This window comes from Marinifilum flexuosum, assembly GCF_003610555.1.
GTDB classification, from domain to species: Bacteria; Bacteroidota; Bacteroidia; order Bacteroidales; family Marinifilaceae; genus Marinifilum; species Marinifilum flexuosum.
The window spans coordinates 131,126-155,009 of record NZ_RAPQ01000009.1 but is presented as its reverse complement, the minus strand read 5'-3'; the positions used below and the strand labels follow the sequence as shown (position 1 = coordinate 155,009).

18 protein-coding genes are annotated in these 23,884 nt (G+C 35.8%); 10 read left to right on the top strand and 8 right to left on the bottom strand.

The window, feature by feature from the left end; genetic code table 11:
• Positions 1-100: 100 nt before the first annotated feature.
• The 5 genes from BXY64_RS10545 (at position 101) to BXY64_RS10525 (ending at position 4,549) form a co-directional block, all read left to right on the top strand.
• Positions 101-1,111 (top strand): tetratricopeptide repeat protein, encoded by a 1,011-nt coding sequence (locus BXY64_RS10545; protein WP_120239931.1) that lies wholly within the window; start codon positions 101-103, stop codon positions 1,109-1,111.
• Positions 1,112-1,210: 99 nt separating this feature from the next.
• On the top strand, positions 1,211-1,591 hold the full coding sequence (locus BXY64_RS10540) for a DUF4274 domain-containing protein (protein WP_120239930.1): 381 nt from the start codon (positions 1,211-1,213) through the stop codon (positions 1,589-1,591).
• A 34-nt stretch (positions 1,592-1,625) separates the two neighbouring features.
• The gene (locus tag BXY64_RS10535; RefSeq protein ID WP_120239929.1) at positions 1,626-2,537 is read left to right on the top strand and encodes a hypothetical protein; all 912 of its coding nucleotides are present in this window, start codon (positions 1,626-1,628) and stop codon (positions 2,535-2,537) included.
• A 39-nt stretch (positions 2,538-2,576) separates the two neighbouring features.
• Positions 2,577-3,137, top strand: coding sequence for a hypothetical protein (locus tag BXY64_RS10530; RefSeq protein WP_147375970.1), 561 nt, complete (start codon positions 2,577-2,579; stop codon positions 3,135-3,137).
• A 47-nt stretch (positions 3,138-3,184) separates the two neighbouring features.
• The gene (locus BXY64_RS10525) at positions 3,185-4,549 is read left to right on the top strand and encodes a pentapeptide repeat-containing protein (protein ID WP_120239927.1); all 1,365 of its coding nucleotides are present in this window, start codon (positions 3,185-3,187) and stop codon (positions 4,547-4,549) included.
• A 97-nt stretch (positions 4,550-4,646) separates the two neighbouring features.
• Here BXY64_RS10525 and BXY64_RS10520 read toward each other — a convergent pair whose 3' ends face one another.
• Positions 4,647-7,526 carry a fibronectin type III domain-containing protein gene (locus BXY64_RS10520; RefSeq protein ID WP_120239926.1) on the bottom strand — a complete coding sequence of 960 codons (2,880 nt, stop codon included), beginning with the start codon at positions 7,524-7,526 and terminating at the stop codon, positions 4,647-4,649.
• Positions 7,527-7,820: 294 nt separating this feature from the next.
• On the opposite strand from BXY64_RS10520, the gene BXY64_RS10515 reads away from it, so the two are divergent.
• The 4 genes from BXY64_RS10515 (at position 7,821) to BXY64_RS10500 (ending at position 13,304) form a co-directional block, all read left to right on the top strand.
• The gene (locus BXY64_RS10515) at positions 7,821-8,486 is read left to right on the top strand and encodes a metal-dependent transcriptional regulator (RefSeq protein WP_120239925.1); all 666 of its coding nucleotides are present in this window, start codon (positions 7,821-7,823) and stop codon (positions 8,484-8,486) included.
• Between the two features lie 50 nt (positions 8,487-8,536).
• Positions 8,537-10,864: a TonB-dependent receptor gene (locus BXY64_RS10510; RefSeq protein WP_211334475.1), complete on the top strand. Its 2,328-nt coding sequence runs from the start codon at positions 8,537-8,539 to the stop codon at positions 10,862-10,864.
• 135 nt (positions 10,865-10,999) lie between these two features.
• A complete protein-coding gene (locus tag BXY64_RS10505; protein WP_211334474.1) occupies positions 11,000-11,215 on the top strand; it encodes a DUF5808 domain-containing protein in 216 nt (71 codons plus the stop codon).
• 118 nt (positions 11,216-11,333) lie between these two features.
• Entirely contained in the window at positions 11,334-13,304 is a 1,971-nt protein-coding gene (locus BXY64_RS10500) for a tetratricopeptide repeat-containing sensor histidine kinase (protein WP_120239924.1), read from the top strand.
• Between the two features lie 5 nt (positions 13,305-13,309).
• Here the strand turns inward: BXY64_RS10500 and BXY64_RS10495 are convergent, their stop codons facing one another.
• Complete coding sequence (locus tag BXY64_RS10495; RefSeq protein WP_120239923.1) at positions 13,310-14,926, bottom strand: amidase; 1,617 nt, start codon at positions 14,924-14,926, stop codon at positions 13,310-13,312.
• A gap of 376 nt (positions 14,927-15,302) precedes the next feature.
• On the opposite strand from BXY64_RS10495, the gene BXY64_RS10490 reads away from it, so the two are divergent.
• Complete coding sequence (locus BXY64_RS10490; protein WP_120239922.1) at positions 15,303-16,946, top strand: AMP-binding protein; 1,644 nt, start codon at positions 15,303-15,305, stop codon at positions 16,944-16,946.
• Positions 16,947-17,031: 85 nt separating this feature from the next.
• Here the strand turns inward: BXY64_RS10490 and BXY64_RS10485 are convergent, their stop codons facing one another.
• From BXY64_RS10485 to BXY64_RS10455, 6 genes are all read right to left on the bottom strand, one after another.
• Positions 17,032-18,240 (bottom strand): glycosyltransferase family 4 protein, encoded by a 1,209-nt coding sequence (locus BXY64_RS10485; protein WP_170150632.1) that lies wholly within the window; start codon positions 18,238-18,240, stop codon positions 17,032-17,034.
• A 196-nt stretch (positions 18,241-18,436) separates the two neighbouring features.
• Positions 18,437-19,213, bottom strand: coding sequence for a nucleoside triphosphate pyrophosphohydrolase (gene mazG / locus BXY64_RS10480; RefSeq protein ID WP_120239920.1), 777 nt, complete (start codon positions 19,211-19,213; stop codon positions 18,437-18,439).
• A 100-nt stretch (positions 19,214-19,313) separates the two neighbouring features.
• Positions 19,314-19,769, bottom strand: a complete 456-nt coding sequence (locus BXY64_RS10475) for a hypothetical protein (RefSeq protein ID WP_120239919.1) — start codon at positions 19,767-19,769, stop codon at positions 19,314-19,316.
• Positions 19,770-19,848: 79 nt separating this feature from the next.
• The gene (locus BXY64_RS10470) at positions 19,849-20,667 is read right to left on the bottom strand and encodes a hypothetical protein (RefSeq protein ID WP_120239918.1); all 819 of its coding nucleotides are present in this window, start codon (positions 20,665-20,667) and stop codon (positions 19,849-19,851) included.
• A 132-nt stretch (positions 20,668-20,799) separates the two neighbouring features.
• Positions 20,800-21,546: a DUF6261 family protein gene (locus BXY64_RS10465; protein WP_147375969.1), complete on the bottom strand. Its 747-nt coding sequence runs from the start codon at positions 21,544-21,546 to the stop codon at positions 20,800-20,802.
• A 700-nt stretch (positions 21,547-22,246) separates the two neighbouring features.
• A complete protein-coding gene (locus tag BXY64_RS10455; RefSeq protein WP_120239915.1) occupies positions 22,247-23,809 on the bottom strand; it encodes an ATP-binding protein in 1,563 nt (520 codons plus the stop codon).
• Between the last annotated feature and the right edge of the window lie 75 nt (positions 23,810-23,884).

Sequence of the window (23,884 nt, the reverse complement as noted above, 5' to 3'; positions counted from 1 at the left end):
GTCAATTTATTAGGGTAAAGATTTTGTTTAAAATGTATTCTTGTTAAATTGGAGGGCGCTAATGCAATAGGAACTTTTCCAATCGATAAATAAGGCATTAATGAAATTTATATATGTTATTTATATTATAGTCTTAATTTCTGCAATATTGAGACCAATAACAATTGCATTGCATGAAATAGGTCATGCCATTCCAGCTTTAATATTCACAAAAGGTAATGTTAATGTTTATATCGGTTCATTTAGGGATGTGAAAAATTGTATAAAATTAAGAATGGGGAGGTTGCATATTTTCATTAAATATAGTCCTATGCAATTTACAGGTGGATTATGTGACTCATTTAGTTCTGAATTATCGATATTCAAACAAGTTGTGATATTAGCTTCAGGCCCATTATTTGTTTTTGTGTTTTCATTTGTTTTAACGTATTTATCAATTGTATATGAATGGCCGGATATCCCTAAGGCTTTGGTTATGATATTATTAATTTCATCGGTGTATGACCTCTTTATTGATTTTATTCCCAAAAAGAAACCAGTTGTAAATCTTGATGGTAGAGATGTTTATAATGATGGTCAGGCCATTATAAATTTGATTAAAAACAGGAAGAGTATTTCAGTTGATTATTCTTCTAAATTGGGAGAGCATATTATTGACTTATCACAGCAGTTCGCTCAAGCTGGATATGATCGGTTTTTGCAAGGTGATCATATAGGTGCTATTAAGGAATATTCAAAGGCTATAGAAATTAATGATAAGAGTTCTGTCTATTATAACAATAGAGGATATTCGTATCAACTATTGGAAAAATATGAAAGGTCAATATTTGATTTTAGCAGAGCTATTGATTTGGATAATAAATGTGCTTACGCTCTTAATAATAGAGGTTTTTCATTGTTGATGCTTGATCGATTTGATGAGGGTATGGATGAGATATTAAAATCGATTAGCATTGATAAAGACAATGTATATGCAGTAAGGAATTTGGGGATCTGTTATTATAAGAAAAAAGATTACCAAATGGCCAGGGAATTATTAAATAAGGCAATTGAGAAGGATAGTTCAATACCATTGGTGCATGATTATCTTGAAAAGCTCGAATGTAAATGAATATACTATTTGTAGTATAAAGTTTAAATAATGTAAATCTATAGGATTTTATTATTCACACTAAAATCGATTGAGCTTTTAAGACGAAGTGGTCCTGAAATGTTAGAAAACAGGGAGAATATAAACAAAGAAACACTTCACCATTTACTTGATGAATACAATTGGGATGAAGGATTTGATTTTCCAAAAGCAATTGTAGAAGATGATAATTGTGATATGGGAACAGCAATAATGTGTTTTCATTTAGCAGATGGATATACATATCTAACAGATTATGAGGAATTGCAATTGTTAAGACCATCATCAGAATGGTTTGTTTTTGTGGACAAACTATTTAATCGGATTAGAGAAAATAATTTTAAAACCAGACAAATTAGTTTTGATCCTGATTTAACTAAAGTTCAAAAATATAAGATCAAAAAGATGAAATTAGATATGCCAATTGAAATATTGGATGGCATTAGGAAAGGTGAAAGTTAAATAACAATATTTTAAATCAAGAAAAGGAAACAACATGAAAAGAGTAATACCATTGTTCTTGCTAATTGTAATTTTTAATACTTGCTGTTTTGGACAAAAAAAGCAAAGCAAAATTCCCAGAACAAGGGTTTCGATTTCTATACCTGATGGGTATTCGTTAATGCCAGCAACTACCGGACTTCAAAAGGATGATAAACAAGGAATCATTATTATGGATCTTGTTGGAGGTAATTATTATACCAATGCCAAGGATTTTAATAAAAGAACGTTCGAACTTCAGGGGATAAACGTTTTTTCATGTGAAGAAACAAAAGTAGATGGATATCCAGCAAAGGTAATGGTTGGTAGCACGGATGATAAGAATTATAATTCTATAAGCTTGGTTTTTGGGGATACTACTTTTTCAACAATGATATCTTCTATTCACAAGGCAAATGATAAAGCGCTTGAAAACAGTTTAAAAGAGACTATTTTATCGGTAAAATATAACAAGGAGATTGTTATTGATCCGTTTGAAGGAGTTGGTTTTACAGTCGATACCTTGTCAACAAAGTTTAAGTTTGGTGGTTTTTCATCAAATATGTATGTGTTTACACCAATTGGTAAAAACGGATCGACAGCAAAATCAATGGTCATATTGACTCCCACACCTTTTGATGGGAGTTTGACACAGGAACAGGTATCTCAAATGGCTATCAATGGATTAAAAAAGCATGGCATGTATGGATTTAAAACAGATAGTACTGAGAACTGTCAGATGGATGGTGCGAATGCATTGACTAAGATTGGTGATTGTTATGCAGGAGTAAATCACATGCATCATCATCAATTGATACTTCTAAAAAATGATTTAGCATTAATTATTTATGGGATGTGTGATCATAAAAATGAAGAAATGAAAGCTGAGATTTCGGAGTTTTGTGAGAAGATTAGAATAAAAGATTAGAGAATAGAAGAGCAGTTTGTTTGGTAGAATTAATTTGTAATGGATAAAGTAACAGTTCGAAACATTATACTTTCAAAGACAAGAATACCTATGTCCACTTTTAGGACTATTAGATATTTTTCGATGCAAATAGGAATGCTTGCATTTGCCATATTTATATTCATAATAACATGGACAAAATATTCTGCTTCCGAAATGCCAAAAGCAAGTATTATTTTTTTATTTATTCTTGTTTGTTTTTCATTGTTAACAGCTTTACTTCAATTTATAGATTTAAAATTTACAAAAATAGCTACTGATAATTCGGATAGTGTTAATTTCAAAATCCTTAAAAGAATTTTTGAAGAGAATGGATTTGAAATGGATATACAAAATCGACATTGTTTTAAAGTAAGCAAGAAATACAGGACTTGTGTTTTCTACTTCTTTTTAATTGATGGTAAGATCTGTTTTGCATATACTTTTGATTTAGAAATGGATTGGGCAGTAAGAGATCATCCAATACCTTATTTGCTGATAAATCCGTTTAAAAGAAGATTTTGGAAAGATAAAATTACAAGTGCTACCCATAGAAAGATTAATTCAATAGAAAATAAATGAATCACTAAAACCTAAAACCCAAAACCCAAAACCCAAAACCCAAAATCATGAATCTATTTAAATCTAAAACCATCTTATTCGCCTTTGAAGCCCCGGAAGGATCAAAAGTTGAAATAGCGGGCGATTTCACCAATTGGTTAGAGGCTCCTTTGAAGCTACACGATAAGGGCGATGGAGTTTACGAGCGAAAAATTAGTTTTAAGCGATCGGGTACATTTCAGTACAAGTATCGGATAAATGAGGAGTGGGTGGAAATAATGGAGGAGTTGCAACCTCAAAGCAATAGCATACCCAATGCTTTTGGCACAAGGAATTTTTTCATTGATATTGACTTATCGAAACGAGAAGGTGCTGAAATGCCTGCAGCAAAAAAAGATAAAATTGATGCCAAAGTAGATAAGAAAGCCTACGAATTGCTGATTGCTTGTAGCGATAAGGGTGATTTTGGAGAATGGGATAGATGGAGAGAGCAGAATCATTACGAGAGAATTTATTTACAGGGCGTTAATTTTAGCAGCAGGAACTTTGAAAAGGTAAACTTGAGTAATATAAATTTTCATTGTGCTGATTTTAGTTATGCTTTTCTTTCGCTGGTAAATTTTGATGCTTGTGATTTACGCGATACGGATTTTCGAAAGGCATGGTTTAGCAATGGATCAGCAAAAAAGACAAACTTTACTATGGCCGACATGAGAGGTGCTACCATTAATGGTACAGAATTTTTGAAAAGCCGAATGATTGGTACCGATTTGAGAGGGGCAAGTGCAAAATATGTACACATTGAGGGAACTGACCTGCATCACGCGAAAATTGAAAGTGCCAATTTTTCCTTTGCAATTGTAGATGGTGAAACCTTGATTGATACCATTGATGTAGACAAGCGTACGCTTTTTACAAGTGTAGGTTTGAGCTCGGCACGATTACGATCGGGTCTTATGGATACCTTAAATTACAACATCAGAAGAAACCGATGGGAAGAGTGGTTTAAAACAGGCAGCTTCATGAAAAGGTTGTATAAGAATATGTTTATTCATCTGTTTTGGAAGATTTCGGATTATGGACGCTCTACAAGGAGAATCTTGTACATTTTTACGACACTTGCTTTGGTATTTGGTTGTATTTATTGGTTCAACCCAGAAATTATTACCAACATGAACAGCAATGATACCATTATTAAAGCATTACATACCGTTTCGTTCTCGGTGGTTACCATGATTACCTTGGGCTTTGGATCGATGAATGCTGCCCCTGCCAGTTTATTGGGGCACATTACGGTTGCTTTGCAGATTATTGCCGGATATATGATATTGGCCGCATTGGTATCTCGTATTGCCATCATGTTTGATTCCGAAGGTCCGGATGTGGAGCACAAACCCTTGTATCGACCTTATAAGGATGATTCAAAGAAGTAATTAATTTTGGTCACTCAGGTAAGGAAATACTTGATCATCTTAAAAAATCCCGATCTAATTAAAGACCGGGATTTTTTATAGTTGAAAGTACAATATTTTATTCTTGTATCACAATCAGAGTTGATTCCGATTCCTCAAGAGCTTCGTTGTCAATCCATTTTATTAAAACGGTGAAGCTTAAACTGACATCTGGATTCTCTTTTAAGAAAGGACTGTAATCTAAAACCAAAGAATGATCACCACCAAGTTCAATCACTTTTGAAGGATCGATGTACTGTCCTCGCTCCATCTTAACCCCGTCAATATTCCAAAATATACGGATTTCTTTCATCGAAGAAACCTTTCCCATTTTTGACCAACGCGGACCAACCTGTTTCACATTTGTTTCGATAGCTGCCATGATGTTAAAAACCTCCTTGGCATCAACAGCAGTTTTAAACTGGATGGTATTGCTGCGGCCTACTTTTCCTTTAGGATCCTTTGCTTCAATATAAAAGCTGTAGTCTGTATCCGACTCCAGGTGTGTCAATAAAATTTCATTATCATTTGTATTTACACCACTCTCAATCTGACCAGTACCTCTAGTGTTTCCACCATAATTAATATTCATCTGAAGAGGAGTTCCATTCACGTAGTAGGTATAAACCAAATCCGAATTTTCAGCATCAGTAGCAAAATTATTCTCCAATTCTAAGAAACTGAAGCCTGTTTGCTTTATTTTCAAATCGCTATTCCAAACAGGAGCCTGATTTTCGGGTGTTGTAAAATCAGCTCTTTTTTCCAGGGCAATGCTTCCATCAGCATATTTTATAATTAGTTGAAAATTGTAATGCGTTTGTTCCTCCAAATTCCTTACAATTTTAGATGTTATCCCCTCTCCCCATGATTCTTTGGCACCATTCCAATAGGCTTCGTAGGTCATTTCACTGAAATCCTCAAATCGATCTCTATTCTTATCTTGAAAATCATTTAAATTGATCTCAACCTGATTGTAGGATTTCGGGTTAATTACCAAATCGAAATCCAAGGCTTCAGGATAGGCTAAAGTTTTTACTTCGATTTCTTTCTGATAGGTTTTGCCCGCACGTTTGCCAAGAACTTTTAGCTTATAGCTGGTGTTCGATTGCAGATCGCTGAAGGTATAAGTTAGAAAATACCCCGCCTTTATTGACTTGCCATCCAGAAAAAGTTCATAGCTGTCGTAAGATGGACTTTCCGTTAGCTTCCAGTTTAATTCAAAGGATCGAATTCCAACATTTGCTACACTAAGTTGTACTTCTGGAACTGCTTCCGCTTTTGTTGTAAAACGAATCGTCTGTTCATGTGTTGTATTGTTTTGAGATTTAGCTACAATTCTGGCTGTGTAATTGGTCTCGGCTTTTAAATTCTTAAAAATAAAAGCATTTCCACTTGCGTTGTATGTATAAGCTATGTCATTCAAATAAGCCTCATAGGTAATTGCACCTCCTGATGGCAATTCTGAATTTGTCCAGCTTACTTTTGCCTGGGTTTCTGTAATATCCTGAACCTTTAATTCAAACTCACCAGGTACTTCATATGCCTTGGTCGTAAATGATATGGTTTGAGTACGTGGCAATAATACTTTCTCACTACGGGCTTCAATCTTGTAGGTATACTCCTGACCAGCACGAAGTCCTGTGGCCTTGTACTGCCTTTCCTCCAATCCTCTTTTGGCGATGGATCCGCTTCCATAATATACATCATAGGTCACCTTACTGCCATCGCTGGCCACACATTCGGTCCAGCTCAAAAGTGCCGAAGTCTGTTCTATATCTTGCGAACTGATAGTAAAATCAGACAAGCTGACTGCTTCAAGAGTCGAGAACTCGGAGGTCTTTTCCAATGTTTTATTGTAGGCATTTTTGGCTTCTATTTTAAGTTGGTGAAGTTTTCCTGCTTCCAATCTTTCTAATAAAATCTGATTGACGTTAAAAGCTTCGCCTTTAAAAAATCCATTGACGAATACTTTATAACTAATCACCTCCTCTTTATCACCTGTTGTTTCCCAACGAATAAGTGCCGATTCCTGACTGATATTTTCAATAAAGATCATAAAATCAGCAGGTACTCCAGCTTCTAAAGTTGTAAATTCAATTTGTTTACTTTTGGTTTTGCCATGCTCATTTGTAGCCTCAACTGTTGCAGTATATTGCGTATTGTAAGTCAAAGATGTGAATTCATATTCCAAAACCTCAATGCCTTTAGCATGTTCAACTGTATTCAAGAGAACTCGGTAAGTCAACTTTTCAGATTCCGAAGATCCCCAGACTATTTTTGCTCCATTACCTGTCACACTTTCTACTGAAAGGGTAAAATCACTGGGCTCTGCATAGTCATTTGTAGTAATATCAAGTTTACTTTCAACTGTTTTATTAAACTCATTTCTTCCAATCAGCTTAATATGATACAACTTGTTTCCTTCCAACTCGGAAAAGGTAAAAGTCGACACAGTTAAATTTTCGGCTCTTAAGACATCGTCCAGGTAGATTGCATAAGACAAATTTTGAGTTGGATCAGAGTTAACCCATGATACTTTTATTTGATCGGTAGATAATTCATCTATTTTCATTGCTATTGCTCCTGGATTTGGGGTATCCTTTGTCGTTAAAGCATACGAAACAACAACTTGAGTTTCATAAGTACTTTTTGCAATTACCTCTATATCGTAAGTAGTTACCGCTTCCAATTCTTCAAATTGATAGCTTAAATTCTCCAAATCCTTAGCTTTCAGCTCATCATTTAGGTAAACATCGTACACAATTTTTGATTCATCTGCAATTAACGAAGCTGTCCACTGAATTTCAGCAGAATTGTAGGTAAGATCCTTTACTGAGATATTAAAGTTCGATGGATTTAATTTGATTTCTACTTCAGGATTTGTCTCATCCTTACTACAACTTAAAACCAAAATCAAGGCCATTACCATTAGCCATGAAAACATCAATTTTACTCGCATAATTCAATTTTTTTATTCTATAGTATACAGGACAAGTCAACTTGTACAAACACGTACAAATACATGGTTTTAATAAAGCATTGTTTGATTAAGATGACTTCTGTTTAACAATTCTCTCGAATTATTTTTTTAAAAAAGGGGGATGCAAAGGAAGGTAAATTTCGATTAATAGCAAAGTGTTAAATGTAATGTTGGCGTATTTTTTATAAAAAACTTAAAGTAGAATTAGTCTAAATAAAAGGTTTTTTAATATATTTGAATTAATATTTAAGTATGCTTAAATCTTTTATTTAAATGTCGGCATCAACAGAGAATTTTTTAAAAACCATTTACTGCTTTCAGAAGTTAGAGGCAAGGGATACCAAACCTGGCTCTATAGCAAAGGCTTTGGGCATCAGTAATGCTGCTGCTACCGACATGGCTCGTAAGTTATCGGAGAAGGATTTGCTTGAATATCGAAAGTACCAGGCTTTACAATTAACACCAAAAGGAGAAAGGTTGGCACTTCAGGTTATTCGAAAGCATCGTTTGTGGGAGACATTTCTGTATCGAACTTTTGACATGAGTTTGTTAGAGATACATAACGAAGCTGAATTGTTAGAGCATGCTACATCGGATAGAATGTCCGAGATTTTATGGAATTATTTGGAGAAACCAAGTTTTGATCCTCATGGAGATCCCATTCCCAATGTATATGGCTTTGTTGATTTTGAAAAAGATAGCAAAGTGCTTTTTAAGGCAGAGGAAGGACAGGAGTATAGAATCATTAGGTTGGTGAGCAATGATGAAGAATTTTACAATTTCTGTTGTGATAACAAGATTGAAATTGACAATGAAATAAAAGTGGCAAAACAGTATAGCAAAAATCAATTGACTGAAATTTCAATTCTTGGAAGACAAATTGTCATTCCGAAAGAATTTTCGAACAATATATATGTGACAAGGATCAGTGATCAATGAACAGTAAACAGTGATCAGGAAATAATGAATAACAAAGAAAATAATAGTATATGAAAATGATAAGACACTTATTTGTAATTCTCTGTTTGTTGGGGATTAGCGAAGCTCTTTGGGCGCAGAAAACGGATGCGAATGTTTTTGGAGATGTAAAATCGGAGCAGAGTGGTGAACACATTCCTTTTGTAAGTATTTATTTGGAGGGTACTACCTTAGGAATCACTACCGATCATACGGGACACTATTTATTGGTGAATTTGCCGGTAGGGGAACATACCCTTGTAGCCAAATCGATGGGTTATGAAATTGCCAGGCAAAAGATAAAAGTAGAAAGTGGCAAAACCATTGAAGTAAATTTTGTATTGAAGGAGCAGGTAATGTCGCTTGATGATGTGGTGGTTACCGGTACAAAAACATTCAAGAGAAAGACCGAATCGCCGGTAATTGTGAATGTTTTGGAGAGTAAGGCCTTGGATCAGGTACAGGCTTGTAATATCTCTGAGGGATTGCGTTTTCAGCCAGGATTGCGAGTGGAAACCGATTGCCAGACTTGTAATTATACACAGCTTAGAATGAATGGTCTGGGTGGTGGATACTCACAAATCTTGATTAATGGTCGTCCTATTTTTAGTCCATTAACAGGCTTGTATGGAATGGAGCAGATTCCTGCCAATATGGTAGAAAGAATAGAGGTAGTTCGTGGTGGTGGTTCAGCACTGTATGGCTCGAGTGCCATTGGTGGAACCGTGAACGTGATTACCAAGATTCCAAGTCAGCCAAGTTACGATTTTGGTGTGACTACCCAGTTTATTGATGGAAAAGAATCGGATGTGATTATGAATGGAAACATCAGCATGCTGAATCAGAAAAGAAATGCAGGTGCGTCTATTTATGTGAATCGTAGAACGCGTAGTGCTTTTGATGCCAATGGTGATAATTATTCTGAACTGCCTGAATTAAAAAACAATTCATTTGGTGCCAACCTGTTTTATAAGCCTAGCGAGAATCAGAAGTTGGAATTGAGCTTTACCAGCTTGCATGAGTATCGATATGGAGGTGAAATTGTTGATAGAGCAGCTCATTTGGCAAAACAATCAGAAGAAAGAACGCACGATGTATTGATGGCTGGTTTAGATTATCAAATAAATTTTAATGAAGACAATTCGTCCTTTATTGCTTATGCGGCAGGCCAGTATACTGAAAGAGATCATTATACCGGTATATATCCTGATGATCAGGACGAAATTGATTTGCATTTGAGTAATCCTCCTTATGGGGATACAGAGAATACGACCTTACAGTTTGGAACTCAATTGAATCATAGGTTGAATGATTTCTTAGGTGGCAAAAATGTATTGACTGTTGGAACAGAGTATGTGTATGATGATGTGTTGGACTCGATTCCTCGCTACAGTTATGGCACAGATCAGACCACAAAGAACTTTGGTGGGTTTTTCCAGTCGGATTGGGAAGTACGTAAAAATTTAAATTTCCTTGCTGGTTTGCGTGTAGATAAGCACAATTTAGTTGATAAAGCCATTTTAAGTCCACGTTTGTCATTGCTGTACAAGTACAAAACCAATACACAATTGCGATTGACATGGGGTACTGGCTTTAGAGCTCCTCAGGCTTTCGATTCTGATATGCATATTGCATTCGCAGGAGGAGGAATTTCCAGAATTATTTTGGCTGATGGTTTGAAAGAAGAGAGATCGAACTCTTTGAGTGGATCGATCAATTACGACAAGGCAACAGAAAAGTGGATTGCAGGATTTACCTTGGAAGGATTCTATACCAAGTTGGATGATGCTTTTTATTTGGAACCATTGGAAGCTGATGAATTTGGCGATAGATTCGAAAAGAGAAATGGATCGGGTGCAAAAGTACAAGGAGTCACTTTGGAGTTAAGAGCTAATTACAATAGAAAAGCGCAATTCGAAGCTGGTTTTACCTTGCAGTCGAGCAAGTTCGATGAGGCGGTAGAGAACATAGATGGTTTGGAAGCCAAGCGTGAGTTTTTGAGAACTCCGGAAAAGTATGGATATGCGAGCTTGTCGTTTACGCCATCTTCAAAATTCAATGCTACACTTAGCAGCGTTTACACAGGACCTATGCTATTGGCTCATTTTGGAGGAGCACCAGAACAATCCATTGATGAGTATAAAAAATCAGATTCATTTACCGAGTTGAACCTTAAGCTATCGTATACCTTTAAATTGAAGCAGGTAGATTCCGGTTTGGAGCTATTCGGGGGAATTAAAAATATTACCAATGCTTATCAGGATGATTTTGACAGTGGAAAGAATCGTGATAGCAACTATGTTTATGGGCCAGGATCGCCAAGAACATTTTATATTGGAGTAAGACTGAAAAGCTGGTAAGAGCAGAAATTTATAAGAGAAATGGCAATGATTCCTGGTGTATCATTGCCATTTCTTTTTTAGCCGTAATTATGCTAGCAATTGTATAATTATTATTAATTTTGATTATACCTATCTAAATAAACTAAAACTCCTATGAAACAGAAACTGGATCAGCACATATTGGATGAAATGCATAAAGATCTGGGAAATTGGCATGGTCCATTTTATTGTAACCGAAAGGATCCCAGATTGTTTGTTCCCAAGTATGATCCAATGTTAGGATATACTATTAATTTTGCCAGTAAGTATTCTTTGCTGGCGGCAGTGTTCATTGTACTTTTGATTATAGGGTACAAATTTTTCCTTTAGTAAAATATTGAGTGCGATACATCAAAGCTTGAATAAAAATTAAATTCAAATTCTAATTTTGTATTGGGTATCATTCATTTTGATCTGACTCAAATGAAATTCTTAATCGTTATGCCATATGCTGTATAAACGACTGATTGTTGCGTGCGTGTTATTCTTCTCAACCATCCTGATCTGTTTTAGTCAGTCGGATGGTAAAACTGTGGATCAATTGTTCACAGAAAAGAGTGTTGTGGAAGAAATACAACGCTTGGCTGATGAATGTTGGCGGCTAAGAGTAAGTGATTCCGATTCCGCATTGGTTTTGGGAAAACGCGCTTTAGAACTTTCTATTCAATATGATATTAAGGAAGCATTGCCTAAGGTGTATGGCTTTATTGGAGTGATAGAGCTTCATTACCTTTACCGGACCAAGGAATCGATTCCTAATTTACATAACTCTCTGAGACATAGTTTGATTCAGAAAGATTCTGTGCAAATAGCTTATTCCTATAACAATTTAGGGGATTTGTATTTGATAACGGGCAACTTACCTCTTTCCATGAGATACTCGGAATATGCCGTTAATATGTTTGAAAAGTTAAGTCATCCATCAGGAAGATCTTATTCGTATGTTAATATCGGTTTGGTGTATCGGGAGCAGGAGCAATTTGATCTTGCCTTGCAATATTTTCATAAGGCAATAGAAATATGGAGGAAATTGGGAAATGAAGTTGGTATTGGTGCGATTTACAGGGAAATTGCTCGTACTTATGAGGTAAAGGGGGACAAGGATTCTGCAATGAAATATTATCAGAGATCCTATGCCATGAGTGTTGGAGTGGAAAGAGTGAGATATGCTGCTTTTTGTTTGAATGGGATGGCAAATATTTACTATCAAAGGGGCCAGTTTGATAAGGCTTTTGAATATTATCAAAATGCATTGGACTTAAACCTTAAGCAGGATCATGACTTTGGCGTTGTAGATAATTATATAGGGATGGCTCTGGTTTATGCCCAAAAAAAGAAGAGGGTTGAAGGTGAAAAATCACTGGAGCTTGCAATGAAAATTGCCTTAAAACTTGGTATCAATGCAAAAATTATTGAGGCATCGCATTCGTATATTGATTTCTATAAAATTTTAGGAGATTATAAGTATGCGACTTTGAGTTTTGAAAAATTTAATGTGCAATATGATTCTGTACTATCGGTTCAACAGTTCGAGATTATGAATGAAATGGACCGAAATTTTGATATGCAGAATGATTTGCTTCTTACAGAGCAGAAGTTGAAAACCAATGAGTTGATGGAGCAAAATTTGGTCATGGTCATTTTCTTCATGATAGTGGTTATTGCTATTTTAATTTGGCGATTTAGGACTAACCAAAGGATGAATAAGAAACTTGAAGAGATGAACCAAACCAAAGACAAATTGTTTTCGGTGATCTCTCATGACTTAAGAAATCCATTTAATTCATTAATCGGTTTTAGTGAGCTTCTGATCACTGAGATAGAGCGTAAAGATTGCGATAAGTCCAGAAAATATGCAAGGTTTATTAACCAGTCGGCTGTTGAAGGCTTGAAGCTACTAACAAGTTTGTTGCATTGGTCCATGTCGCAGTCTGGAAAAATTCATTTTCAACCAGAAGATGTAAAGTTTGATGAAATTATTAACGAATTGAAAGAGTTTTACACTACGGATTTGAATAAAAATCAAATTGATTTTAAAATAGAAAATGAAATAGATGAGGTTTTTATTGATCCAAATATTGTAAGGATTGTACTGATGAATCTCATTTCAAATGCATTGAAATATACAGAAAGCAATGGTACTATATTTTTAAGCGCTTTCAAGAATTTTTCTGCGATTCATATTAAGGTAAAAGATTCAGGAATAGGAATGTCTGAATCGTTAATTAACAAGTTGTTTAAAGAGAAGAGCTTTACGCAAAGTAAAGCAGGATTGCGCGGAGAAAGAGGGACAGGACTAGGTCTGAGTGTAGTTCAAGAGCTGGTTCAGATTCACAAAGGCAAGATTAAAGTGGAAAGCCATGAAGGACAGGGAACCACTTTTGAATTAGAGTTTCCCTGTAATCATTTGGTCGAATAGAATCTCTATTGCATAATTGTTGAATAGAACTCCGGAGCTCTTCTGTGCATGGTGTTTTGTTCGTAAGAGTATGCCAGTTGAATCAATTTTTCTTCGGAGAAGGCTTCAGCAAAAAATGATACTCCAATAGGAAGACTGTGTACAAATCCGGCGGGAATAGTAATGTTTGGATAACCAGAAACTGCTGCAGGTTGACTGCTTCCTCCGCCGTAGTGATCACCATTTACAAGATCGATATTCCAGGCAGGACCATTGGTAGGAGCCATTAGCGCATCTACATTGTATTTTTTTAGTGTGTAATCAATTCCTAATTCACCCGATAACTTTTTACTTTTTGTCAATGCTTCCAAATATTCTTTTTCATTCAAATCACCCTTTTTGTTGGCCATTTCCAGTATTTCCTGACCAAACCAAGGCATTTCACGATCCTTATATTGCTCATTGAATTTGATAATGTCATCCAGGCTTTTTACAATAGGGAATTTACATTTGCTCAGGTATTCGTTTAAGTCATGTTTGAATTCGTAGAGCAATACTTCATATTCCTCATTGCCATATTGGTTCAGGTTTTCCAGTTCAACATCAATTACTTCAGCTCCTGCTGATTTGATGTCTTCAATGGCTTGTTCTATGATTTTATCTACTTCTGAGTGGAATCCCATCATTGCTCGAACAATCCCGATTCGTTTTCCTTTTAAGGCATCCTTTTTCAGGTTTGCAATGTAATTAAATGCTTTGTTCTTCTTGTTTAGTGTGATATTGTCATTTTGATCTGCTCCACTCATAACTTCCAGTAGAATAGCTGCATCGCTAACAGATTTCGCCATTGGTCCGGCGGTATCTTGCGAATGAGCAATAGGAATAATGCCAGTTCTGCTTACCATTCCTAAGGTGGGTTTGATACCAACAATGCCATTATGTCCGGATGGACATACAACAGAACCATCGGTTTCTGTTCCTACTGCTGCAACACATAAGTTGGCAGCAACGGCAACTCCCGATCCAGAGCTTGAACCACAAGGTGATCGATCAATGACATAAGGATTGTGAGTTTGTCCGCCTCGTCCACTCCATCCACTCGACGAACGTGTGCTTCTAAAGTTGGCCCATTCGCTTAAATTGGTTTTGCCCAATATTAAAGCACCTGATTTTCTTAGTTGTTTTACAATGAAGGCATCTTGGTCAGCAAAATTCCCCTCTAAAGCAAAGGAACCTGCAGTTGTCATCATTTTATCTGCTGTGTCTATATTATCTTTTAATAGAATTGGGATTCCATGTAATGCACCACGTAAAAGACCGCTTTTTCTTTCTTCATCAAGTTGTCTGGCTAGAGGTAAAGCATCATGATTGATATCGATAACTGAATTTAAGCCGGGACCATTTTTATCTATTTTTTCAATCCTATCTAGATATTCTATCACCAATTCTTCACAAGTTAATTTTCCAGCATCCATCAGCTGTTGAAGTTCTGAGATGCTTTTCTCATTGTATTTAAAATCGTTAAAATTAGGGTGTTCCTCAACTTCATTACTCGAAGTGGTAGTATTGCAGGAAGAAATTCCTAGTCCCGCTAGCATTGGTGCGGCTAATGCTGATAGTGATATAAAGTGACGACGTTTCATAGTTAAATAGGTCTTAGGTGCTTACAAGTATAAAGAATCATCAATGGGTGAAAAGGATCATTCAATTTGTTGCTTGCTTGGTGTGTTGTTTCTTGATTAGAACAATAAATGTATTAAAAAAAGAATAATTTCAAGATTTGTGAGGTTAAAATCTTTATGAATAAAAATGAATGTTTGACATGTGATTATTGCCCTATTATTAGGTCGTTAAGAGGGTGCTTTGGATAAACAGAACAAAAGAATATTTAATTCATAGAAGTGCTAAAAGCCTAAAAAAGATAGCTCGAATGATATTTTTTATAACTTGCATGGGAGCAAATCATTTAAAAAGCCTATACACAGTGCTTGAAATTGCTCAAACCTTAAGACCAGAAAAATGGAAAATAACAATAAATTTACATTCCCTTCTCTCTTTGAAAATTCAGTTCAAAAGTTTGGTGATTGTAATGCAATGGCTTTAGTCGGACAAAAACCATTTACTTATAAAGAGGTTGATGCTACGATTAAATCATTAATGGCATTTTATGAGAAACTCGGAATAAAGCCGGGAGATAAAGTAGCACTTTTAAGTACCAATATGCCCAATTGGGGAATGGCCTATTATGCAACGGTTTTTATGGGAGCTGTTGTAGTGCCTATGTTGCCTGATTTTAGTATTGGTGAAATTGAAAATATCCTTAAGCACTCTGAAGCAAAAGTCGTATTGGTTTCCAAAGGACTACTTCCAAAATTGGGGAAAATAGAAGCAGAGAATCTACAATATAAAATTGCAATTGAGGATTACTCATTGATTGGGGAAGATGCAGCAGATTTTAAATTTGATGCTAATATTCAAATTGAAAGAAAATACGCAGTTGAAGAAAATGATTTGGCTGCTATTATATATACTTCGGGAACCACAGGTAATTCTAAAGGAGTAATGTTATCGCATAAGAACATCTGTTCGAATGCCGCTCGATCTAAAACTATTCATCCAATTGATGAAACAGATCGATTTTTGTCAATACTTCCTTTATCGCATACCTATGAAAATACTTTGGGCTATGTAATTCCAATGATTGCTGGAGCATGTATCTATTATTTGGGAAAAACTCCGGTTCCTTCTTTGTTAATTTCTGCACTTAAGGAAGTTAAGCCTACTGTGATGTTTTCAGTTCCGCTGATTATTGAGAAGATCTACCAGGGGAAAGTACTTCCGTCTATCAATTCGAAAGCCATTACAAGATTCTTGTATAAGGTACCTTTCTTCCGCAAAAGATTAAATGCCATAGCAGGTAAAAAGCTAATGCAAACCTTTGGTGGAGAATTAACCTTCTTTGGAATTGGTGGAGCCAAGTTGAATTCGAATGTGGAAAGATTTTTGCGCGAAGCTAAATTTCCTTATGCAATAGGTTATGGTTTAACGGAAACTGCACCTTTGTTGGCGGGGATTGGTCCGTCGAAGACCAAATATCAATCTACAGGACCAGCATTAATGGGGGTAGAGTTGAAAATTCACAATCCTGATCCTGTAACTCAAATTGGTGAAGTTTGGGCCAAAGGTGATAATGTGATGATGGGATATTACAAAGAGCCAGAGAAAACCAAAGAGGTTCTAACCGAAGATGGTTGGTTTAAAACTGGAGACTTGGCCAAAATGGACAAGGACAACTACTTGTACATAGAAGGTAGATTAAAGAATATGATTGTTGGCGCAAGTGGGGAAAACATTTACCCGGAAGAGATTGAATCAGTAATCAACAACTTTAAGCATGTTGTTGAATCGATTGTAGTGGAGAAAAAAGGCAAGTTGGTGGCAATGGTTCACTTTAACTACGAAGAGCTTGAGCAACAATACAAATATCTGAAAAAAGAGGTGGAAGACTATGTAGATCATACTGTTGACGAACTGATAGAAGAATTGCAGGTTTATGTGAATTCTCGAGTTAACAAGTTCTCTCAGGTTCAGATGGTGGTTGCACATGTTGATCCATTTCAAAAAACAGCAACGCATAAGATAAAACGATTTTTATACTACTAATAACAAAAGGCTGATCAACTGATCGGCCTTTTGTATTTTATGCAATTCTCTTTTAAGAAAGAGTAGATATGATTGATTTAGAAAATTAATTTCTCTTGAGTTGATTGTAAATGTTCAGAAGGCTTTGGGTTTGATTCACGATGTTGAATTCATTTTCCACACCAATTCTACAATCTAAGGAGAGTTGTTTCAGTTGATTCTGATCTCTTAATAAGATTTTTAAAGCATCGCAAAGATTTTCTTTGCTATTGTGCCCGTAAATGATTCCACCTTTCGATTTATCAACGATTTCAGGGAATGCCCCCAGTTTGGGTTGCACCACTGGTACACCTGATGCCATACTTTCCAGGAGATATAAGCCAAAAGCTTCACCATTGCGTACCGGTACAGAAATCATTTGTACTTTGCTAAAGAAATTGTGGCGTCCGCTTCCATCGAAATCTTCATGGAATTCTACATCATTCCAAAGCTTAGCATTTTTAAGCTTTTTCTCTGTTTCGTTCAATATGCCTTTGTCATCGCCGGTAGATCCACCCGTTAAAATGAGTTGAACATCTTCAAACTCTTTGTCTTGTTTCAGAAGAATGAATGCATCTATCATGATGTCGAAGCCATTGGCTTCACACATTCTTGAGATGTATCCTATGTTTCTTTGTTTTTCTTCAAATGCTTTTACCTGGTACTCGCTTGGTTCAACTCCCAAGTGATTAATGAAAACTTTGCTTTCAGGGATGTCCATCTTCTCCAATGAAACTTTTGCGTAAAAATCGGAAACTGCAATAAAACCATCAACCGCTTCAGCTTTCTCGCTCATTAATTTCCAGATTTTGTTTCTGAACGAATCGTTCATGGCATCCACCCAAACATCTTCATCTTGCAAGGAACAAACAATTACAGCATCGGGAAATACTTCTCGAAGCTTTGGAGCCAAACCTAACAACAAAGCATTTGATAAATGCAGTACATCTGGATGTAGGTGTTCTGCCATCCAACTTACCATTCGGTGTAGCTCTTCTTTCTGCTTGCCTTCTTCACCCATTAGCATGGATATGGTCATCTCTTCCAATCCTTTCGCGCTGGTGGAGCCTGCCATACTCGCAGCCAATTTAAGCATGGGTTTCGAGTTGAGAAGTTTGTCTACCCAGGCAGGAGCTTTCTGGAAAATAGGGTAGAGTTGCTTCAAATAAATGCTGATGGCTCCATAAAAAACAGGAATTTCATTCAGATCATGTTCATCCGAAAACAGGGGAAGGTACATGGGCAATTTGGTTACCTGATGTCCTTGTTTTTTCATTGCTAAATAGAATTTGTCATCGCGTAAGCAATTGCCGCAATAAAAGCTGCCGCCCGAACCCGGTATGATTTGAAGAATGTTCATAGAGAAAGTTAAAAGTGTTGAAGTCTAAAGTTAAAAGTTTTAAAACAAAAAACAGCGCTAAATTGTTAATTCAATTTAGCGCTGTTTTCTTGTAGTATGAATCTTGCAACTCTTACTTATCAAATTGCTTTGCCTCTTCCCAAATCTCATCCATTTCTTCCAAATTCATCTCTTTTAGGTTTAGTCCCTGTTTAAGGGTTTTGCTTTCAAGGTAATTGAATCGTTTCATGAACTTCTGATTGGTTCTTTCCAAAGCATTCTCGGGATTAACGCCATACAAACGCGCTGCATTGATTAAAGAGAAGAACAAATCGCCAAATTCTTGCTCCATCTTATCCTGATCGCCTTTACGGATTTCGCTTTCCACCTCGTTTACTTCCTCTTTCACCTTTTCCCAAACCTGTTCTTTTTCGTCCCAATCGAAACCAACACCACGTACTTTATCCTGAATACGGTTTGCTTTTACCAAGGCAGGCAGAGACTGAGGAACTCCTTCGAGTACCGATTTGTTACCACCTTTTTCTTTTAGTTTCAACTGTTCCCAGTTTTCTTCCACTTCTTTGGCATCGGCAACTTTGGTGTCGCTAAAAATGTGTGGATGACGATAAATCAGCTTTTCGCTAATGCCATCGCAAACATCGGCAATGTCGAAATCTTTGGTTTCCGAGCCAATTTTTGCGTAAAACACAATGTGTAGCAAAATGTCGCCCAATTCCTTTTTAATTTCTTGCTTGTCTCCTTTAAGAATGGAGTCGGCTAACTCGTAGGTTTCTTCAATGGTAAGGGTTCTAAGGCTTTCGAATGTTTGTTTTTTATCCCAGGGACAACCTTCGCGAAGTTGATCCATTATATCCAATAAGCGCTCAAAGGCTTTTAGTTTTCTGTCCATACTTGTGTATTTGATAATCGAAGATCAAATGTACAAATTCCAAATCCCAAAACCCAAAGTCCAAAGTCCAAAAAAATCAGGCTGGTTTGGAGATTGGAATTTAATTCTTCGGAAACTTCAATTCCAGCCCCAATTCCGTTGCAATTTCTTTTGCCATAGGTTCCAATTTTTCATGTGTATCCGATAACAGAACAATTCTTTCATGTGGCATCATGAGGAGAAGTTTTTGTACCACGTTGGTTTCGTTTCGGGCTATGGAAAGTACTGCCATTCCTTTGGTTTCACGTGTGTGAATAATTTGCAGATGTGTGACTCTCGATAAATCGCACCAAGAACCAAGACGAAGCCCCAATAAGCCTGTGTATTTTTTGAATCGCTTGTTTTCTGCATCTATCAATAAACCCGAATGGGTAAATAAGAAAGGGATGGACAGAGTGATGGCTGGTATTCCTTGATAACCTTCGCTAATACTTAAGGCAATCCCAATTAAAAGTAAACTAATGCCCAGCATAAAAAAGTTAAGGGGAAGGCGTTCGGTTTTGTAGGATAGGATCATTAGGACTATATGATTGATGAAAGTTGAAGATAGTGAAATTGTTCGTTATTATTTAAACCCTATTTTTTGAACAATGGATTTAATACAGGCTTTCTTCTGTATTTTCAACCTGTTCATATTTTATATGGGCTTGTAATTGTTTTAATAATTCTGTTACCTTGTATTTTTCTTTAGCGAGCTTTATTTTAAGGCTTTCATTTTCCTTTTCAATAAATTTATAATTTTCAGTTAGTTTATTTAGTCTGTTGATTTCCTTATTGCACTTGGTAATTGTAGCATCTCGTTTATTTAATCTACATGCTTCTTTATTATCAGTACTTACCAGGTTTTTATTCAATTGTTCCAATAATATTACTTTATTGTTGAGGGATTCTAATTTTGAAATTAACTTTTGATTTGCTTCATTTTGAAGATTGTATTCTTTCAGCTCTTTTACTTTTCGTTTTTCCTTATCTAACTTTACTTTAAGATCTGTATGCTTAATGCTTAATCTCAGGATGTTTTCTTTATGTCGTTTCGATAATAGTTGTAGCTTGTCAATTCTCTTTTTTTGTTCACTAACTTTGTTTTCAAGAGTTTTTATTCGTGAAAAATTAGGTTGGCTGTGGTTTATTAAGTTGTGGTTTAATTGTTCGAGTAAAGATGCTTTAATATTTAGTTCCTCAAAATTAGCTATCAATTCTTTATTTTGCTCGGTAAGTAAACTGTTTTCAGTTTCCAGGTTATCAATTGATTTTGCAGAATCCATATCCAAGCTATCTACCAATTGAAGTCTTACTTTCACATATTCTTTCCCATCAATTTCGATTTTATCGCCATCTTTTAGATTTTTGTAATGAACCGACTTCTTGTCTCTTTTTAAGAATAGAAAAGGCCTTATTTTTTCATAAATCTTCATTGGAGTAAAATTAATGTGTTGTAAAGTGTTTGGTATTAAATTAACTTATGTGTTGCGATTGGTTAATTTTACAGATTCAACCAAAAACTACCCCTCTCGGGGTAGTTCCAAATTGCATGTAAGTAATTATTACTAATCTACGGAAGTTGACTCTTCAGGAACTTCAGTTTCGTCTTTTTTGCTAATTCTGGTTTTGATTACCAGGTTGTATTTTTCAATCGTCTGGTTGATGCTCTTGTTTACTTCAGTATATGGTTCCACACCGTTTAACAAGGCATTGGCTTCCATATATTTTAATACTGCTTTGTAAGCTTCGTAACTTTGTTTGCGATATTCAACCATGGTAATGTCAGGCGATTTGGCATCCAATTCGTTTCGCTCCATGTATTGAGCGTCGAATTGAGTGTTGAATTCTTCTAATTTATTGGTCCACGCTGTTAGGTTTAGTTTTGTTAGTGCCTGTGTAAGTTCATCAACGTTTTTCCAACGGGTACACATACTTCTAATTGTACCAGTTTCTTTAATGTAATTGTAATTGCCAATCTGATCGCCATAATTGTCAATAGAATGAAGCAAACTTTCGGCAGCCAATTTTGTGGCAGGGTCGTAATGTTTTAGGTAAGCCTCTAATACATCAATAATACCAGACAGTGCTTGGTCTCTTTTACCATCTAACTCTTGAATCAACTTGGTTAGCTTGTTGGCCAGTTCTGGGTTATAGAATGTATCCATTTCAGTGAAAATGGCTAGCAAAGCATCGTATTGGGCTTTTACTTTAAGAAGCTCAGGATCGGCTTTGGCAATTATCTCAATAAATGATTTAATGAACAGAATCAACTCCATGTTCTGGAGATTGTGAAAATTGATCTTTTGATACATAAAATAAGGTTTTGGGTTTGTAGGTTGTTTTTTATGTCAAAACTAATGTATGAAAAAATATTGTAAAGGAATCATAAAATCAAATAAAATTTTAAAAGGAAATTCCTTTTATCAGTTAAAATGTAGCTTTAGTGGGGTTAATTGTGTGATTTAATATAAGAGGTAATAGGGGAGGTAAGAAGAGAATAAGATGGATGTATTGGAGGGTTAAATGATTATAGTCAATTAAAAATATATACGAAATGAGAATTTGGGGAAGCCAGTTTTGAAAAAAAACGCCTTCCCCAAACTGGGAAAGTTCGAAATGAGAAAAAGGGCCTCTCCCCAATATGGGAAAACTCGAAATAAAAATAAGAGGTGCTTCCCCAATCTGGGAAAATTCGAAATGAAAATAAGAGGTGCTTCCCCAAGATGGGAAAGCTCGAAATGAGAAAAAGAGGTGCTTCCCTAGCTTGGGAAAATCCCATTCTGAAAAATAAAGCCTTCCCCAACTTGGGAAAACGTAAAATGAAAAAATAAAGTGCTTTCCCAGCTTGGGGAAGCACTTCAAAAAATAGGATGGGGTTTCCCCAAGCTGGGGAGGTATATTTTGCGAAGAGTATATAAGGTCAAGAGTGACCATTATTCAGTAATTCTTAAGGATTCACCTTTTGACTATTGGATTTTGTGACTGTTAGAGTTTGCAACTGTTACATTGTGTTTACACTTCAAACTGCAATTTTTGTTGTTGGCCTTGTTCTGAATCAGCATTTTGTAGTGGGATGTAGAAGGTGAATTTACTGCCTTTATTCTCTTCTGATTCAACATCTATTTGTCCGTTTAAAAGACGTAGAATTCCTTTTACAATGGATAAACCCAGGCCTGTTCCATCGTGAGTGCGTGTGGTTTCCTGTTCTACCTGGGTGAAACGGTTGAACACATTCTCTAATTCTTTTCCAGGGATTCCAATGCCCGTGTCTTCAACTTGAAAGTAAATTTTATTTGCTGAAAGGTAATAGCCAATAGTAATGCTTCCTTCTTGTGTAAATTTAAAGGCATTGCTAATTAAATTGGCAAACACCTGCTTTAGTCTTCCTTTATCACTGCAAAGAACAATGTTTTCGTTATCGAAGTTTATTGGAAATATTACATTAATATGGTATTTCTCGTACCTGCTTTGCAGGGCTAAAGCAACAGATTGTACTTCAATTAATAGAGAGTTTAAATCAAACTGTTCGATATGTAATTCTACTTTTTCTGATTCAATTTTTGAAATGTCAAGCAAATCGTTAATAATACGAAGTAAATCTTTTCCTCTTTGATTAATGATACTGGTGTATTCAATTAGTTTGTTTCTATTATCAAATTCGTCGGGAAGCAATGATGAAAAACCAAGAATGGCATTCATTGGAGTCCTGATTTCGTGACTCATATTTTGAAGGAAAATTGTTTTTAAGCGATCGCTTTCTTCAGCTTTATCTTTTGCAGTGATAAGCTCTCTGTTTTTTTCTCTTAACAAGGCTTCGTTAACAGCTATTTTGTGTTGTGATTCGTTTTTCTCTCTTACCGAATGTAAAGTTCTTCGATAGGCTAGCCATCCTAAAAATAATCCCATTAGGGCAATTAAAACATGCGAATAGGCATAATCTTGTATTTTAGAATTTAATATGGCATCATACCTTTCCATAGGAATGGCTACGCTAATTCCACCGTGAATGTCTCCCAACTGATACTTCCCCTCAGTATGACATTTCAAACATCCTTTTTCTACATAAAGAGGTTTTATATAACGCAAGTACTCTTTATTGTCTATGGTTTCAACGCTGCTGTATTCCTTAGCTCCGTTTTCGAACAATTTTAATGCTTTAATTTCCCACTCATCTGGTTTGTTTTTAGGATGTATTGGATTTAAACTGGTTATGTGTCCTTTTTCTCCAGATTCAGCTTCACTAATTTCAAATGCAAGCCTGGTCATATAGGCCGGGTTGATTAAAGTTAGTTTTTTGCCAGTTGTGCTTGTAATGTCTCTATCGGGAACAAAATTTAAGTATTTGTTCGGAGTAATTTTCTCGGTAATTGGAATATAAACACCACCATGCGTTGCAGCCCATCGTCGAAAAGATAGATCTTTATTATGATTTCCTTTTGCTTCAACCTTTGCTAACTCATATGTTGTCTTTTTTTCTTCTTGTATGTTCCAGATAAGGGAACTTGCAAGTAGAAATATAAATCCTATACTAGTTGCGAAAAAGAATTGTTTGATGTGGTTAATGTCTTTAGTCATAAGTAATATAAATTAGTTTTGTAGTTGTGGTGCTAATTGTAGATATTGTTTTTCTATAGCTAAATAATAACAATC